The 15,798-nt window shown below is 70.6% G+C and carries 15 protein-coding genes; 8 read left to right on the top strand and 7 right to left on the bottom strand.

Annotated elements, in window-relative coordinates; all coding sequences use genetic code 11:
- Positions 1-4 precede the first annotated feature (4 nt).
- The 3 genes from ACWGIC_RS29475 (at position 5) to ACWGIC_RS29465 (ending at position 1,462) form a co-directional block, all read left to right on the top strand.
- Entirely contained in the window at positions 5-370 is a 366-nt protein-coding gene (locus ACWGIC_RS29475; RefSeq protein ID WP_009076800.1) for an RNA-binding S4 domain-containing protein, read from the top strand.
- Between the two features lie 94 nt (positions 371-464).
- Positions 465-896, top strand: a complete 432-nt coding sequence (locus ACWGIC_RS29470) for a hypothetical protein (protein WP_452079178.1) — start codon at positions 465-467, stop codon at positions 894-896.
- Complete coding sequence (locus ACWGIC_RS29465; RefSeq protein WP_452079177.1) at positions 893-1,462, top strand: TetR/AcrR family transcriptional regulator; 570 nt, start codon at positions 893-895, stop codon at positions 1,460-1,462. The genes ACWGIC_RS29470 and ACWGIC_RS29465 overlap by 4 nt, the downstream gene beginning before the upstream one ends.
- On the opposite strand, the gene ctaD is transcribed toward ACWGIC_RS29465, so the two are convergent.
- The 4 genes from ctaD to ACWGIC_RS29445 all read right to left on the bottom strand — a co-directional run bounded on the left by ctaD (position 1,463) and on the right by ACWGIC_RS29445 (position 4,747).
- The gene (gene ctaD / locus ACWGIC_RS29460; protein ID WP_452079176.1) at positions 1,463-3,169 is read right to left on the bottom strand and encodes an aa3-type cytochrome oxidase subunit I; all 1,707 of its coding nucleotides are present in this window, start codon (positions 3,167-3,169) and stop codon (positions 1,463-1,465) included.
- A 102-nt stretch (positions 3,170-3,271) separates the two neighbouring features.
- Positions 3,272-3,514 carry a hypothetical protein gene (locus ACWGIC_RS29455; protein ID WP_452079175.1) on the bottom strand — a complete coding sequence of 81 codons (243 nt, stop codon included), beginning with the start codon at positions 3,512-3,514 and terminating at the stop codon, positions 3,272-3,274.
- 5 nt (positions 3,515-3,519) lie between these two features.
- Positions 3,520-3,945: an SPW repeat domain-containing protein gene (locus ACWGIC_RS29450; RefSeq protein ID WP_452079174.1), complete on the bottom strand. Its 426-nt coding sequence runs from the start codon at positions 3,943-3,945 to the stop codon at positions 3,520-3,522.
- Between the two features lie 34 nt (positions 3,946-3,979).
- Positions 3,980-4,747, bottom strand: coding sequence for an acetate uptake transporter family protein (locus ACWGIC_RS29445; protein ID WP_452079173.1), 768 nt, complete (start codon positions 4,745-4,747; stop codon positions 3,980-3,982).
- 199 nt (positions 4,748-4,946) lie between these two features.
- On the opposite strand from ACWGIC_RS29445, the gene ACWGIC_RS29440 reads away from it, so the two are divergent.
- The 4 genes from ACWGIC_RS29440 (at position 4,947) to ACWGIC_RS29425 (ending at position 8,634) form a co-directional block, all read left to right on the top strand.
- A complete protein-coding gene (locus ACWGIC_RS29440) occupies positions 4,947-6,041 on the top strand; it encodes a calcium:proton antiporter (protein WP_452079172.1) in 1,095 nt (364 codons plus the stop codon).
- A 513-nt stretch (positions 6,042-6,554) separates the two neighbouring features.
- Positions 6,555-6,785, top strand: coding sequence for a hypothetical protein (locus ACWGIC_RS29435; protein WP_452079171.1), 231 nt, complete (start codon positions 6,555-6,557; stop codon positions 6,783-6,785).
- On the top strand, positions 6,782-8,224 hold the full coding sequence (locus ACWGIC_RS29430; RefSeq protein WP_452079170.1) for an MDR family MFS transporter: 1,443 nt from the start codon (positions 6,782-6,784) through the stop codon (positions 8,222-8,224). Before ACWGIC_RS29435 ends, ACWGIC_RS29430 begins: the two co-directional genes overlap by 4 nt.
- A gap of 5 nt (positions 8,225-8,229) precedes the next feature.
- Positions 8,230-8,634, top strand: a complete 405-nt coding sequence (locus ACWGIC_RS29425) for a hypothetical protein (RefSeq protein ID WP_452079169.1) — start codon at positions 8,230-8,232, stop codon at positions 8,632-8,634.
- 883 nt (positions 8,635-9,517) lie between these two features.
- On the opposite strand, the gene ACWGIC_RS29420 is transcribed toward ACWGIC_RS29425, so the two are convergent.
- From ACWGIC_RS29420 to ACWGIC_RS29410, 3 genes are all read right to left on the bottom strand, one after another.
- Complete coding sequence (locus tag ACWGIC_RS29420) at positions 9,518-11,077, bottom strand: FUSC family protein (RefSeq protein WP_452079168.1); 1,560 nt, start codon at positions 11,075-11,077, stop codon at positions 9,518-9,520.
- A gap of 688 nt (positions 11,078-11,765) precedes the next feature.
- Entirely contained in the window at positions 11,766-13,928 is a 2,163-nt protein-coding gene (locus ACWGIC_RS29415) for an ATP-binding protein (protein ID WP_452079167.1), read from the bottom strand.
- 62 nt (positions 13,929-13,990) lie between these two features.
- Positions 13,991-14,134, bottom strand: coding sequence for a hypothetical protein (locus ACWGIC_RS29410; protein ID WP_452079166.1), 144 nt, complete (start codon positions 14,132-14,134; stop codon positions 13,991-13,993).
- Positions 14,135-14,653: 519 nt separating this feature from the next.
- Between ACWGIC_RS29410 and ACWGIC_RS29405 the strand changes: the two genes are divergently transcribed.
- Positions 14,654-15,613: a hypothetical protein gene (locus tag ACWGIC_RS29405; protein ID WP_452079165.1), complete on the top strand. Its 960-nt coding sequence runs from the start codon at positions 14,654-14,656 to the stop codon at positions 15,611-15,613.
- The last annotated feature ends 185 nt before the right edge of the window (positions 15,614-15,798 follow it).

Genomic DNA, 15,798 nt, shown 5'->3' with positions numbered 1-15,798 from the left:
ACGCATGGAATCGACGCGGATCGACCGCTGGCTCTGGGCGGTCCGGCTGACCAAGACGCGCGCCGACGCGGCGGCCGCCTGCCGGGGCGGGCACGTGCGCGTGAACGACCGCCCGGCGAAGCCCGCGACGTCGGTGGTTCCCGGCGACGAGGTCCGCGCCCGGATCGGGACGACGACGCGCGTGGTCGAGGTCGTGCAGGTGATCCAGAAACGGGTCGGCGCGGCCGTCGCGGCCACCTGCCTCATCGACCGCACCCCGAAGCCGCCGCCGGAAGCGGCGATCCCAGTCGCCCGCCGCGAGCGCGGCGCGGGCCGCCCGACGAAGCGGGAACGCCGGGTGCTGGACGAATTCCGCCGCCAGCAGGGCTGACCGCGCAAGCACTCTCGACCGGCGCTTCCTTGCGGGCTAATTTGCGTACCTTGTAAGCTTACAATGTACTCATCCACGACCCGAGGAGTCCGCTGTGAACCCGATCGCCGTCGCCGTCCCCCTGGTGTGGCTGGCCTGGCTCGTCCTGACCGAATGGGCGCCGATGTTCCCGCTCAACGACCTGACGCCGGGCAATCTCCGCCCGCGCCTGCTCGCCGCCGCGATCAACTACCCGTTTCCGCTGCTCATCGCCGCGGGGGTGGCACTGCACCGGCCGTGGTCGTCGATCACGGCGCTGGCGTTGTGCGCGCTGATCCTCGCCGGGCACGTGGCCAGCTGGTGGCTGCCGTACTTCGGGATCAGCTCGGCCGCCCAGCGCGAGGTCTACGCCCGCGACTACGCGCGCACCTGGAAAATCCTGCCGACCGCCGGGCACGACGTCGTCCCGGACGTCCAGCACCTGGTCGTCGGACTGCTCACCCTGGTCATGTCCAGCACGACGCTGGCTGCCACGCTGACCGCATGAACGACACGCCGCGCCGCCGGCCGGGCCGCCCGCCGCAGGTCAGCGCCGAGGAGATCGTCACAGCGGCGATCGGCCTCATCGACGACGAGGGCCTCGACGCCCTGACCATGCGAGCGCTCGGCTCCCGCCTCGGCGTCGCGGCGATGTCGTTGTACCGCCACGTTCCGCACCGCGACGCCGTGCTCGCCGCGGTCGTCAACCGCCTGGTCACCACCGCGCTCGCCGGACTGGAGCCCCAAGCGTCCTGGAAGGAGGCGGCGACCGGGTTCGCCGAGGCTTATCGCGCGATGTTGCTCAGCCATCCGAACGCGGTTCCCCTGCTGGCCACTCATCCGGTCGACGTCGACGCGGTGACGCCGCTGCTCGCGGGCGTGCTCGACCGGTTCGCCGCGGACGGCATCGCTCAGGAAACCGCGCTGATCGCGTTGCAGTCCATCGGCGTCTACACCCTCGGCCACGCACTCGCCCAGGTCGGCTCGCCGCCGGAGCCGGCCGGCACCGCCGAGTACTACGACCAGTGGTTTGCCGCCGGGCTCCACGCCATGGTCAAGGGTTTCCAGCCCTGATCAGGCGTCCGTTTTCTCCTTCGCCCGCCTGCCCCAATGGACGTGCTGCTCGTCCCGCAACCGCGCCACCGCTTCCGGATAGTGCAGTTCGAAAGCGGGCCGCTCGGAGCGAATGCGCGGCAGTTCGGTGAAATTGTGCCGCGGCGGCGGGCTGGACGTCGCCCATTCCAGGGAATTGCCGAAGCCCCACGGGTCGTCCACGGTGACCCGCTCGCCGTAGCGGTAGCTCTTCACCACGTTCCAGATGAACGGCAGCACCGAAGCGCCGAGAATGAAAGCTCCGATCGTGGAAATCGTGTTCAGCAAGGTGAACCCGTCGCTGCGGAGGTAGTCGGCGTACCGCCTCGGCATCCCTTGCGAGCCGAGCCAGTGCTGCACCAGGAACGTCGTGTGGAAGCCGATGAACGTGGTCCAGAAATGCCATTTCGCGAGCGATTCGTCGAGCATCCGGCCAGTCATCTTCGGGAACCAGAAGTAGATCCCGGCGAACGTGGCGAACACGATCGTGCCGAACAGCACGTAGTGGAAGTGCGCGACCACGAAATACGTGTCGGTGATGTGGAAGTCCAGCGCGGGCGCGGCCAGCAGCACGCCGGTCAGGCCGCCGAGCAGGAACGTGACGAGGAAGCCCGCCGACCACAGCATCGGCGATTCGAACGACAGCGTCCCCTTCCACATCGTGCCGATCCAGTTGAAGAACTTCAGCCCGGTCGGCACCGCGATGAGGAACGTCATGATCGAGAAGAACGGCAGCAGCACCGCGCCGGTGGCGAACATGTGGTGCGCCCACACCGCCACGGACAGCCCGGTGATGCCGACCGTCGCGAACACCATCATCCGGTAGCCGTACAGCGGTTTCCGGCTGAACACCGGAATGATTTCGGTGACGATCCCGAAATACGGCAGCGCGACGATGTACACCTCGGGATGACCGAAGAACCAGAACAGATGCTGCCAGAGGATCGCACCGCCGTTGGCCGGGTCGAAAACGTGCGCGCCGAGCCGCCGGTCCGCCTCCAGCGCGAACAGCGCGGCGGTGAGAATCGGGAACGCGATCAGCACGAGAACACCGGTGAACAGGATGTTCCAGGTGAACAGCGGCATCCGGAACATCGTCATTCCCGGCGCGCGCAGGCACAGAATCGTGGTGGTCATGTTGACCGCGCCGAGAATAGTGCCGAGACCGGACACGATCAGGCCCATGATCCACAGATCGCCGCCGGTGCCGGGGCTGTGCACGGCGTCGGACAGCGGCGTGTAGGCGGTCCAGCCGAAATCCGGGGCCCCGGCGGGCGTGAGGAACGCGCTCAGCACGATCAATCCGCCGAAAAGGTACAGCCAGTAGGAAAACGCGTTCAGCCGCGGGAACGCCACGTCCGGCGAGCCGATCTGCAGCGGCAGCACGAAGTTGGCGAAACCGAACACGTTCGGCGTCGCGTACAGCAGCAGCATGATCGTGCCGTGCATGGTGAACAGCTGGTTGTACTGCTCCTGGGACAGGAATTGCAGTCCCGGCTGGGCCAGTTCGCCGCGCATCAGCAGCGCCATCGCGCCGCCGACGAGGAAGAACGCGAACGACGTGCCGAGGTAGAGCAGCCCGATCTGCTTGTGGTCGGTGGTGCGCAGGATGCTCAGCAGCACCGAGCCTTTCCTGCCGCGGCGGGGCGCTTCGGCGATCACCACTGGCTGCGGTTTCAGCTGCGTCACGACCGACCTCCCGCGTACCCGCCGGTTGCCGGGCAGCCGAAAGCCGCCCGGCCTTGTCCGGGCCGGGTAACCACCCGCGGGTCGCGGCAAACCACGGCTTTCTCAGCGCGAGGGCAGCCGCCCGTCCGCCAGCGCCACACCGAAGACGACGGCTGCACCGATCACCAGGAACACCGCACCGGCCGCGGGTGCGGACGCCCACCACACCACGCCCGACGCGGCCACCAGCCAGGAGCCGACGAGTGTCTCCTTCCGGGCCGGCGACACCGCCTTGAGCGCACGCAATCCCGCGCCGCCCAAGGCGAGCACGCCGATCGCGAGCACCGCCAGCACCGGCCAGTACATCCTCCTTACTCCCGGAATTCGCCGTTGTGCCTGCGGTAGGCGACGGTCACCGAGATCACCGAGAAAATCGCCAGCAGCACGCCGACGATCAGCGAATTCGTGCGGATCGCGTCGCGATGGCCGTCCACCGGGTAGCCGAACGCGAAGGGCGCGGCGATGAGCCAGAACCCGATCGCGACGTTGACCAGTCCCAGCCAGCGCGCCCGTTCCGGCAGGCCGAACCGGACCAGCGCGACCGCCGCCACGGCGATCCCGCACGCCAGGCTGTTCCAGAACCCGGCCGTCGCGGACAGCGTGAAGGAGTAGCTGTATGCGAACGCCGCGACCACCAGCCAGGCCCCGGCCAGGAACTCGGCGGTGATCGGCAGCCTGCTCTCCCGCAGTTTGCGGTCCCGCGGAGTCAGCGCGGTGAGCGCCGTGCTCATCTTCATTCCGTGGTCACCTCCTCGGCGGGGGCTGCCGTATTCACTGCCCCGCCTTGATTCCCGGTTCGCCGTGATCGAACTGGATCGCCTGGTGCCACGGCACTGTCGTGGTCCGGGCGGGTCGCGGCGCGCGCAGGCCCATCGGCAGGATCACCCGGTGGTGCGCCGCTTCGAGCACCATCGCGCTGCACGCGTACCAGGCCAGCACCGCCGACCCGAGCAGGAAGTACGCCGCGATCGTGCGCACGACGCCGACGTCGCCGATCAGGCCGATCGCCAGCAGCGTCGCCCCGGAGGCGAGGACCGCGAGCAGCGCGCAGAGCACGAGGCTCTCCGCCAGCGCGGCGACCGCGCCGGTCCAGGTGATCGCCGCGAGGCCGATGAACCAGAAGCCGATCGCGGCCGCCGCGACCGGGCTCGCCGACGTCGAAGGCAGCCCGCCCAGGCCGACGAACAGCTGGTAAACGCCGTAGCCGAGCCAGAACGCGCCCCAGGAGCCGTGGACGACGGTGGCGAGCGCGTCGCGGGCCCGGTAGGACCACATCCCGGCGAGGAACTGCGCGACGCCGCCGAAAGCGAACGCGAACGGGGCCAGCAGCAGGGGCGTCGTCGTCGCGTCGCCGAACCAGCCGGCCAGGTTCGCCGCCACCATGAACGTCGAGACCGCGAACCCGGCGAGCCCCAGGATCGACGGCGCCGCCACCGGGCTCAGGTTGATGTGCGTGTGCTCGCGCCAGAACGAATACTCCGCGCCGTCGCCGCCGGCAGGCATCGCGCGGTCGCCGGCCATCTGCGTCTCACGGGTCATTTCCGGCTCCTTTCCAGCCGACCGCCCCTGTGCGCCGCGCGTACCCCGCCGCCGACCTGCGGAACCCTGCGATCAGTACGCCGAACGAGTGAATTTCGCCCCCCAGCTGAGCGACCGGGAGTGTCCATTTCGGACGCGACACTCCCCCGCGAGCACGGCATGCCAGGCGACGGCGGGTCCGATATGCCAGGGTGTGCGCATGGCGCGCGTCCGCGGTTATCTGTTGTCCTGGACCACTTTGCTGCCCCTGATCGCCCTGATCCTGCTGGCGCTCACCTGGGGCCGCACGCTGGGTCCGGTGCCGGTCGCGCTGGTGGCGATCGCGTTGGCGGGCACGGTTCTCGCCGCGGTGCACCACGCCGAGGTCGTCGCGCACCGGGTGGGCGAGCCGTACGGCTCGCTGGTGCTCGCGGTCGCGGTGACAGTGATCGAAGTCGCGCTGATCGTCACGATGATGGCTTCCGGCGGCGAAAAGGCCGACACCCTGGCGCGCGACACGGTGTTCGCCGCCGTGATGATCACCACCAATGGCATCGTCGGACTGTCGCTTCTCGTGGGCGCGCGCCGGTACGGGGAAACGCGTTTCCACCCCGAAGGCAGCGGGGCGGCGCTGGCGACGGTCGGCACGCTGGCGACGCTGAGCCTCGTGCTGCCGACGTTCACCGCGAGTACGCCCGGCCCGGCGTTTTCCGCGCCACAGCTGGCTTTCGCGGCTGGCGCGTCGCTGGTCCTGTACGCCACTTTCGTGATGACGCAGACCGTCCGGCACCGCGATTTCTTCCTCCCCGTGGACGCCGACGGCGAAACCCGTGAGGAAGAGCACGCGGAACCGCCGAGCCTCCAGAAGACTTTGGTGAGCGTTGTTCTGCTGCTGATCGCATTGGTCACCGTCGTCGGGCTGGCGAAGGTCGAATCCCCGGCGATCGAGGCGGGCGTGCGCGCGGCCGGGCTGCCGCAGTCGTTCGTGGGCGTCGTGATCGCCCTGCTGATCCTGGCCCCGGAAACCCTCGCGGCGGTCCGCGCCGCGCGGCGCGACCGGATGCAGATCAGCCTGAACCTGGCGTACGGCTCCGCGATCGCCAGCATCGGCCTGACGATCCCGGTCATCGCGCTCGCCTCGGTGTGGCTGAAGGGCCCGCTGCTGCTGGGCCTCGGGCCGACGCACATCGTGCTGCTCGCGCTGACTGTGGTGGTCAGTGTGCTGACCGTGGTGCCGGGGCGGGCTACGCGACTTCAGGGCGGGGTGCATCTGGTGTTGCTGGCGGGATTCCTGGTGCTGGCGATGAATCCGTGAGGTCGGCGGCCGGCGGGTTCACGGTGGGGCACCTCTGCTGACCGGATCTGCAACGTTCGCTAGGCCCCCGTAGCGCTGCGACGATTTGGTTGCTGTTTCCTGGGTTCCGCAGCACCTTCGCTGCCGGATTCCCCTCATTCGCTACGACCCGCAATGCCGCGCCTCGGCTGTCGGGCCGCTCTCTGCCCCGGGGTCAGCAGCGCGGTTCCACAGTGGAACGACTCCACAGTGGAGCACCTCAGCCGACCGGATTCCTGACCTTCACGCCAACTCCGCAGCGCCCCGCCGCGGTGGTCGTACCCGCAGTCGTCCCGGATTCGGCAATGCGGCCCCAGCAGAGCGCGGCGTCCGCGAACGAGATTCCGGATTAGCTTAATGACCTGACATCAGCCGCCCGCCCGCTGGTCGGGCAGCTTTTTCCGCCGCCAGCCGAAGCGCGGTCCGGCGTCCCGCCCACGGCCGAGGGAAGAAAAGGCCGCCGGTTTTGTCGGTGCAAATCCGTATCCTGGCCAAGTGAAGATCCAGCAGTCCCCTATCCCGTCCGCTGCGGCCGGTGAAGCCGCGCGCAGAGCTTTCCCCGGCAGCCGTCCGACGTTCCCCGGCCGTCCGGCGGCCGGTGCCCGCGTCGCTCGTGCCGCCGACCTCGCGCCTGTCGTGAGCGTCCGAGGCAACGCCGCCCGGCTCGCGACCCCTGAATTCGTCCGCCCGTCCGCCCGCGCGATGGCCGGCGAGGTGCGCCCATGAGCGGCTTCTCGTCTTCCGCCACGAAGGCCCCGGAGCGGCCGCCCACCAAGCCCGGGCTGCTGATCGGCGTGCTCGTGCTGTCGGCGTTCGTGATGATCCTCAACGAGACCATCCTGAGCGTCGCGCTGCGCGACCTCACTGTCGACCTGACCGTGCCGACCACCACGATCCAGTGGCTCACCAGCGGGTTCCTGCTGACCATGGCAGTGGTGATCCCGACGACCGGGTTCCTGCTCGAACGGTTCACGCCGCGGCAGGTGTTCGTCTTCTCGCTCGCCTCGTTCAGCCTCGGCACGCTGCTGTGCGGTCTCGCGCCCGGGTTCGGCTTGCTGATGGCGGGCCGGGTCGTGCAGGCGTGCGGCACGGCGGTGATGATCCCGCTGCTGATGACCACCGTCATGCGGCTCGTGCCGGCCGAGCGCCGCGGCGCGACGATGGGCACGATCAGCATCGTCATCGCGGTCGCGCCCGCGATCGGGCCGACGATCGGCGGCGCGGTGCTGTCGTCGCTCGGCTGGCGGTGGATGTTCTTCATCGTGCTGCCGCTGTCGCTGGCCGCGCTGGTCACCGGGATGCTGCAGCTGCGGATCGACAGCGAAACCCGCGCAGTTCCGCTCGACGTCCTCTCCGTGATCCTGTCCGCGATCGGTTTCGGCGGAGTCCTGTACGGCCTGGCGTCGGCGGGCGAATCGGCCGAGACGGCGCTGATGCCGCCGTGGCTGCCGATCGTCGTCGGCGTGGTTTCGCTGGCGGTGTTCGGGTGGCGGCAGCTTCGCCTGCAGCAACGCGACCGCGCCTTGCTGGACCTGCGGCCGTTCACCCACCGTCGTTTCACCGTCGCGCTGGGGCTCAGCGCGGTGCTGTTCATGTGCCTGATCGGCGTGGGCGCGATTCTGCTGCCGCTGTATCTGCAAACCGTCCTGCACAAGTCCACGTTCGTCAGCGGCCTGGCCGTCCTGCCCGGCGGTTTGGTGCTGGGCTTGCTCGGCCGTCCGGTCGGCGCGCTGTTCGACCGGGTCGGCGCGCGTCCGCTGGTGCTGCCCGGCGCGCTCGCGATGACGGTCGCGCTGTGGCTGTTCTCGTTGCTGAGCCCGGAGTCGCCGCTGATCGCGGTGATCGGCATCCACATCGTCCTGATGACCGGTCTCGGCCTGATGATGACGCCGCTGATGACCGAGGCGCTGGCGGTCCTGCCCGACCACCTCTACTCGCACGGCAGCGCGATCCTCTCGACGCTCCAACAGGTCGCGGGCGCACTGGGCACCGCCGTGTTCGTCAGCGTCGCGACCCTCAGCAGCGCCGAACACGCCGCGGTGAGCCCCGATTCCGACGGCCTGCAGATGGCCTTCGTCGTCGCCGGCTGCATCGGGCTGGTCGCGGTGGCCGGGGCCTGGTTCGTCCGGTCCACCCGCCCGGAACGAACGGAGGAGGAAGCCTGACGCCCGTGGACCCAGAACGGCTCGACGCCGTCGCCCGCGCCTACACCGCCTCGATGACCAGCATCCGGGGCCGACGCGTGCACCGGCTGGTGACGCGCCGGATGGCCGGCTACGACCACATCCTGCCGACCGTCACCGCCGACGGCACCCCGGCCCTGCTGGCGCTGTCCGCCGACGGCCGAGCCGCCCTCTGCCACAGCGACGGCCGCGGCCCGTCCGCGGATGTCGTCACGTGCGGCCCGACGCCTGGCGTCACCGTGACGTCCGCGCACGACCTCACGAAGGATTCGCTTCCGGTGCTGAGCTGGACCGTCCGGCATCCGGGGTTGCTGGACGTCACGGGCCCGCTCACGATCACCCCCGGCGAGGCGGACCAGGAGGAGATCGAGGCGGCCCTGCGTCCTCGGTAGCCAGCGAGTTCCGGGTCGGAGCCTGTCTCGACTGTCCGGTGTGCGGGCACGAGAGGCTCCGGGCCGCCGCTCGCTGCGGAGAAGGCTCGATCGCCGCTGCTCGCGGGTCGGCCCGACGGATTCGGCGAGCATCGGTGCTTGTCCCGGAGCGCATGCCCGGCTGGCGGACATCCGCGAGCACGTCATCGGGCACGTCCGCCAGGTCTGGCGGACGTGCCCGCGTCAGCCGATCCCCAGCGAACTCGGCTCCCGCTCAGCCCGGCGCGCGGCCACTCGCCAGCCAACCCTGGCAAGCTCGCCGCATCCCGCCAGGGCCGCCGCGCAGCCCGGCAACCTCACCGCGCCCCGCCGGTTCCGGCGCGCAGCCCGGCCCCTGGCTACCTCGCCGCACTCCGCCCAGGCCCAAACCACCCAGCCCGCCCCGGGCGACCTCACCGCACTCCGCCAGGCCCGCCGCGCAGCCCGTCCCCGGCTATCTCATCGCACCCGTCGGGTACGGCACGCAGCCCGTCACCAGCAAGCTCACCGCGCCCCGCCAGGCCCGGTGCCCGGCAACCTCACCGCGCCCCGCCAGGCCCAGCGCGCAACTTGTCACCAGCAACCTCGCCGCATCCCGCCAGGCCCAGCGCACAGCCCGATCCCCGGCAACCTCACCGCGTCCCACTGAGCCCGCCGCGCAGCCCCCTGCCCCAGACGACTCTCCCGATCCCGCCAGGCCCGGCAAACAACCCCTCGCCAGCCGCCGCTCGCAGCCTTGCCCCGCCCGCCGTGGCCACTCGCCAACTCTCCCCCACCAGACTCGCCCCCCGCCAAGACTGCCGCCCACCTCGAGCGAGCAAGTCCCCGAGCGCCTGCCCCCAAACGGGCCTGACAGGCACCCCCGTCACCGCGCAGCGAAGGCACGCTCCCACCGTTCGACGTCCCGCAACCCGCCCTCCGGCACCGTCCAGCAGGCCTGCAGCAAGTCGTAACCGTCGTGGACCAGGGCCGCGTGGGCAGGCCATCGCGCGGCGGCCCAGCCTGGTTCGTTGTGCACCGAATCCACCCCGGCCCGGGTCGCGCCTTCCAGTTCGAACTGGAGATCCCGGCGCGCAGCCGCACTCGGGACCGGCGCACCGGCCAGCACCGCACGGGCGGCGGCTCGCACGCGAGATCCGGTCCAGTCCAACGTCTTCCGATGCGCACGCGGCACCACCGCGTACTGCACGAGCACCGCCGCCGCGACCCCGATCGCCGTCTGGGCGAAGCGGTCCGCCACCGCTGGCCACACCGGGCCCGGCAGGCTCGCCACCCCGGCGGCCAGCAGCGCGAGCGGCGTGATGACGACCGTCGCGACGGCATAATTCCGCGGCACCACCAGCTCCACACAGAACTGCAGCACCGCCAGGATCAAGATCAGCACAATCCCGGACGGCGCGACCATCATCACCAGCCCGAACAGCACCAGCCCCGCCGCGGTCCCCACGAACCGGTGCAGCGCACGGACATTCGTCCGCCGCCGGTCCAATCCCTGCTGCAGCACCACCAGCGCGCTCAGCACCGCCCAATGCGGCCGTCCAAACCCGACTGCCACCGCCAGCTCTCCGGCGACCACGCAACCGGCTCCGACCCGCAACGCCGTCAACGCGGCATGCGAACGCAACGGAACCGCCCGCCGCAACCGGTACCCGATTCCCGGCCGGGGCAACGGCAGCTTCCCCGGCGGCAGCTCGACCGACTCCCCCGGCGAAGCGTCCGCGAACCGCCGGTGGGCAGCGAGCAACGTCGCCACCAGATCCGGTTTCGTGCCCCGGCGCGGATGTCCCGCGTCGTGCAGCGCAGTCCACGCCGCGGACACCGCGGCACCGGCCGCGTGCCGCGCCTCCGCCGTCTTCTGCTCCGCCGAGACGAACGCGTCGACCGCCCGCACCGCGCGTTCGACGGTCGTCCGCTCCGGTTTGGCCCGGTCGGCCAGCACCCCGGCCATCGACACCACGATCGACGATCCGACCCCTGCCGCAGCACACCCCAGCACGACCCACGGCCGGGCTCCCGCCTCGACCGCCGCCTGCGAACCCGCGCAAACGAGCGCGAAGAACAACGGCCCCGGCGGCCCGAGCCGCAACGCGTCGACGACGTACGTCGCCACTACCGCGACCACTGAGACCACCAGTACCGACACCGGCCCAGGCGGAACCACGGTCCCCACCGAAGCACCCAGCGCAGCCGCCGCAAGCAACCCGGCTCCGGCAGTCGCCACGACGCCCGCCCGAACCCGGTACGGCCGCCCCTCGCCGTACAGAACCGCAAAAGTCCCCAGCGTGACGAACAACGCCGAGGCCGACGCACCGGCCAGCACCAGCGCGATCCCCGGCACCGCGACCGCCGCCGCGGCCCGCAACCCCGCCGACCACCGCCGCCCGACCGGAGGCAACGCGAACATCAGCGCCCGGAACCCCGCCACGCGTGGCAACTGCTCAACCGGTCCGGGCGACGATCCCATCCGCCCATCCCAACACGCACCCGTCCGGCCCGAAAGCCCGGCCACGCCAGGCAGAGACGCCGGGCACACTCCCGCGCGCCGCCCACAATCGAACCCTGGCCGGAGAGCGACCGCCGACGAAGCCGTCGATGCCGAGCACGGCGAATTCGGATCCGGTGTGCGGCCTTCCGATCACGAACCGCGGAGCTGGGCTGCGCGGGGCCTCCGTCTCGTGTGGCCGGAAGCGAGCCAGGCACGTTGCTTGGGGCGAATGTCCGGGTCGTGGCGGCTCAGCGGAGCTGGCTGCGCAGGGCGTCGGTCGTGTGGCCGGAGGCGAGCCGGGCTCGTTGCCGGGGCGAATGCCTGGGCCGTGGGGCTGAGCTGCGCAGGGCGATGGTCTTGTCTGGCCGGAAACGGGCCAGGCACGTTGCTGGGGCGAACGTCCGGGTCGTGGCGGCTGAACGGAGCTGGATTGCGCAGGGCCTCGGTCTCGTCTAGCCGAAATCGAGCCGAGCACGTTGCTGAGACGAATGCCCGCATCGTGGCGGCTGAGCGGAACTGCCGCTGTGAATGCCTGAGCCGGATCTGATCGCCAGGTCACACCTCCACCCGCACGGCCGCAGAACCACCCCATGCCTCCGCCCAGTCCGTGGGAAAGGCGCAACGATCCTCACTGGAACTCCGCCCGTACAGCCGCCTCCCCCACCGTCACCGGATCCAGGCCGGGATGTGCGGCCTCGGCCCGCTCCCACTGCGACGCAGCCTCCCTCGCCGCTCCCCGCGCCGCGGCGACATTCCCCAGCCCCAGGCAGGCGCGCGCCGCCTCGTGCGTGCTCCCGCAGGCCTCCGCGCGCACCGCAGCTTCCCGGTAAGCCGCCTCGGCTCCCGAATGGTCCCCGGCCCGGAATCTCGCCCACCCCAGGCAGTTCAGCCCCATTACGACGTCCAGTTCCAGCCCCAGCTCCCCGAACACCGCCAGGGTTTCCTCCACCAGCCGGGCGGCTTCGCCCGGCCGCCCCAGCGCAGTCAGGACCAGCGCGACACCCCTTGCCGTGATGGCGCCGCTGCGCCGGTTGCCGGTCAGTGCGTAGAAATCGGCCGCGGAGCGCAATTCGCGCAGGGCTTGTTCGTGGTTGCCCCGGTAGTGCTCTGCCCACGCGGAATGCGCCAGCGCGGTCGCTTCGCCGTGGCGGTCGCCGAGGTCCCGGTACTCTTGCAGAGCCTGGCGAAAGCACCGGGAGGCCTCGTCCAGGTCGCCGCGGTCGGCGTGCGCGATTCCCAGGTTCGCGGTGGTCGTGGCGGCGGCCCAGCGGTTGCCGACGGCCTCGGCGGCGGCGCGCGCCCAGCGGTGCGTCGCGATCCACGGGTCCCACAATTTGGCCAGGTGGAAGAATCCGCACAGGAAGAACGCCAGCTGCCAGCAGCGTTCCGACTCTCCCGCCCGGCGGCAGAGCGCGACCAGGTTCGGCCATTCCGCGCGGAACCAGGCGATCGCGCTCTCCTGGTCCGGAAACTCCGCTTTCGGCAGGCCCGGCGGGTACGTCACCTCCGGGCGGTACCGCGGGCCGCTCATCGCCCGGTCCGCCCGTTCCGCGGCGGCGACGGAGAAATCGGCCAGGCGGTCGAAAGCGTCCTGGTCGGGCGTGCCGGAGGCGGCGAAAACCCTTACCAGGTCGTGAAAACTGTACCGGCCCAGCTGCGGCTGGGTGATCAGGTAAGCCTGGTGCAGGCGGTCGAGCAGGCGCTCCGCGGTCGAAGAATCCAGCGAGCCCAGCGCTTGCGCGGCGGTGACGTCGAAGTCCGGGCCGGGATGCAGGGCGAGCAAGCCGAACAACCGCGTTTCCGGCGGGTCCAATTGGCGGACCGACAACCGGAACGCGGCGGCCAGGCTTCGTTCGCCGTCGTCGAGTTCGCCCAGCCGGCGGGTCTCGCCGGTCAGGCGGCGTTCCAGTTCCGCGACGTCCCACGCCGGGTGGGCGCGCAGCCGGGCCGCGGCGATCCGGATCGCCAGCGGGAGACAGCCGCAGCGGCCGGCGATCCGCAGTGCGGCATCGGGGGGCGCGCCGGTCAGAGCGGCGACTAGTTCGGCGGCGGAGCCGGGCGGGAGGACGCCGAGCGACAGGTGGCTGGCTTCGTCCAAAGCGGGCAGGCGGGAACGACTGGTGATCACCACCCGGCATTTCGGTTCGGCGGGCAGCAGCGGGCGCACTTGCCCGGTGCTGCCCGCATTGTCCAGCACCAGCAGGAAACTCCGGCCGCGCAGGCAGGTGCGGAAAAGCGCGGCGCGGTCGTCGGGGTCGGCCGGGATCCGTTCGGCAGGCACCTCCAGGATCCGCAGCAGACGGTCGTGTGCGTCGGCGGGCGCGACCGGATCGTCGGAGGTGCCGCGCAGATCCAGAAAGAGGCTGCCGTCGGCGAAGGACGCTTCGAGCCGGTATGCGCACCGGACCGCCAGTGCCGTCTTCCCCGCCCCGCCCATTCCCGAAATGACGCAGACGCCGCCGTCCGATGCGAGAATCTGGCGTACGGCTTCGGATTCCGCGTCGCGGCCGGTGAAGTCGGCGGTCACCGGCGGGAGGCCGGACGGGCGGAGGTCCGGCCGGGTGCGTCGTTTGCCGGTTTCCGCGGGAACCAGTGCAGCAAGCGCACCGGGAGTGCCAAATTCGGATTCACATAAGGCGGCGAGTGCGGAATTCGGGGCCGCGAGACCGGTTTCGACTTTGCTCAGGTACCCCTTGCTGTAATGCACCCGCTCGGCCAGTTCGGTGAGCGACAGCCCGGCCGAGGCGCGCAGCCGCCGCAGTTCCGCCCCGAACGTCGCGCGCGCTGTCATCCGCCTCCACCTTCTTTCCTTTGCCAGTATGCCGATCCGGCAGAAACCGGACCGCGGTTTCGTCACGGCGCGGTCCGCGCCGGCACCGGCGGCGCGACCGGCGCGGGGCCGCCCGGATGGCTCAGCGCCAGCCCGGAGACGAGCGCGACCCCGGCGAGCCACAACGCGGCCCGCACCAGCAGAGAAAACGAACAGATGACCTTCACGACCACTCCTTCGGAGGATTTCCGCCCGCCTGATCGGCGGCTCGTCCCGAGAATGCGGGGCCGTGCAGTAATCGGGGAAGGAGTTTCCTGTTTCCAGCATAATCCCGTGAACCGGAAACGGCGGGCGGCGCCGGAGCCGGATTGCGCGGGAGCGAAGCACCGCCGGGGCGTGCGGTGAAAAGCATTCGGCTTCGGCGAGCCAGGCGGCCAGTGCAGCATGCCCGGCAGGCCGCGAACACAGCTTACGAGATCACAAACCGCCAGGCGAGGACAGCTGACCTTCCGCCAGCAACACGGACGAGACACCGGACGTCAGCAATGGGAAGCAGTCACCCGACGTTTCGGGAATGCGCCATCCGAGCGAATTTCGGCCGCGGATAAACCCGGCCGCACCAGCCGGACGCGGGAATGGGAAATCATTCCGGTCACAGTCCGTGCGCCGATGCCGGGCAAGGCTGGACATCCCCGCCCGCATTGCGGAACAGTGGCTGCGGGCGGGGAGACGCGAGGGAGGAACGGGTGGAACCGAACGCGGCGGACTTGGTCGCGGAATTGAAAGTGCTCCGGAAGGGGCGCGGCGTATTCACCACCCCGCTCGGGATTCGGGTCGGCCCGGTCCTGCGCGAGGTGTGCGGGATTCCCGACCACGCGGAAAACGTGGAGATCCGCGACCGGCTCGCGCACGTGCTGGAACCGCTGGCCAAGACGCTCCCGGACGACCTCCGGATCGCCGTGCTCGCGGCGTTCGCGATGCACGAGCCGGCGCGCAAGCCGTTCTACCAAGAGCGGGTGCACTGGGCCGCGCGCGAACTGGACCGCGACGACCGCACGATCCGGCGGCGCATCGACGAGGGCATCGAGCACGTCGCGCAGCTCGCCCTCGCCGGACCGCGCGAGGGCGACCGGAGGCCCGCGCCCGACTGCAGCTGGCACACCGAGCTGCTGCGCGTCTCCCTTGCGCTGGACCAGGATCGGCCCGAGGTGTTCGAGTTCCGGCGGATCGTCGCCGACGCCGACGAGATCGCCGAACTGGACCTCGCGCTCACCCTCACCACCACGTCCGCGACCTCCGGGCCGGTGCGGGAAAGCGATCTGGACGTCGACGTCTTCCACGGCGGCACGCTCGTCCGCCGCGCGATGGAGTCGAACGACCGGGTCGGCCTGGCGCTGCAGCTGGCCGATCCGCTGCCGCGCGGGAAAACGCACGACCTCGCGCTGCGGTTCCGCGCGGAATTCCGGCATCCGCACTACGTGTGCGTGCCGCGGCATCCGGTCGACCAGTTCGATCTCCACGTGCGCTTTCCGGCCGCGCCGCCGCCGGAAATCGTGCGGCTGGACCGCGTTTTTCAAGACGATGCACGCGATCTGGGCGCACGCGGCGACGTGGTGCACCCGGACGGCTCAGGCGAGGTGCATTTGCGGTTCGACCATCTCGCGCCCGGTTTCGCCTACGGCATCCGATGGAGCCCGACCGGCTGAACCTCGCCGGCCGGGCCCGCGGCCGCGGTCAGTGCGTGATCATCGCAGTACCCCTTCCTGATCGGGACAACCCTTCGACCGCACCGGGATCGCTGCCGTGCCCGCACGCGCTACCGGAGGAGGGAACCTGTCCAAGATCTGTCCAAGTCCGAGCGAATCCCGTTGCCGCGCAACGGACAGAAGCT

The organism is Amycolatopsis sp. NPDC054798, from assembly GCF_053611505.1.
Note: the sequence above shows the minus strand (reverse complement) of the source record. Positions and strands in the feature narration are given on the sequence as shown.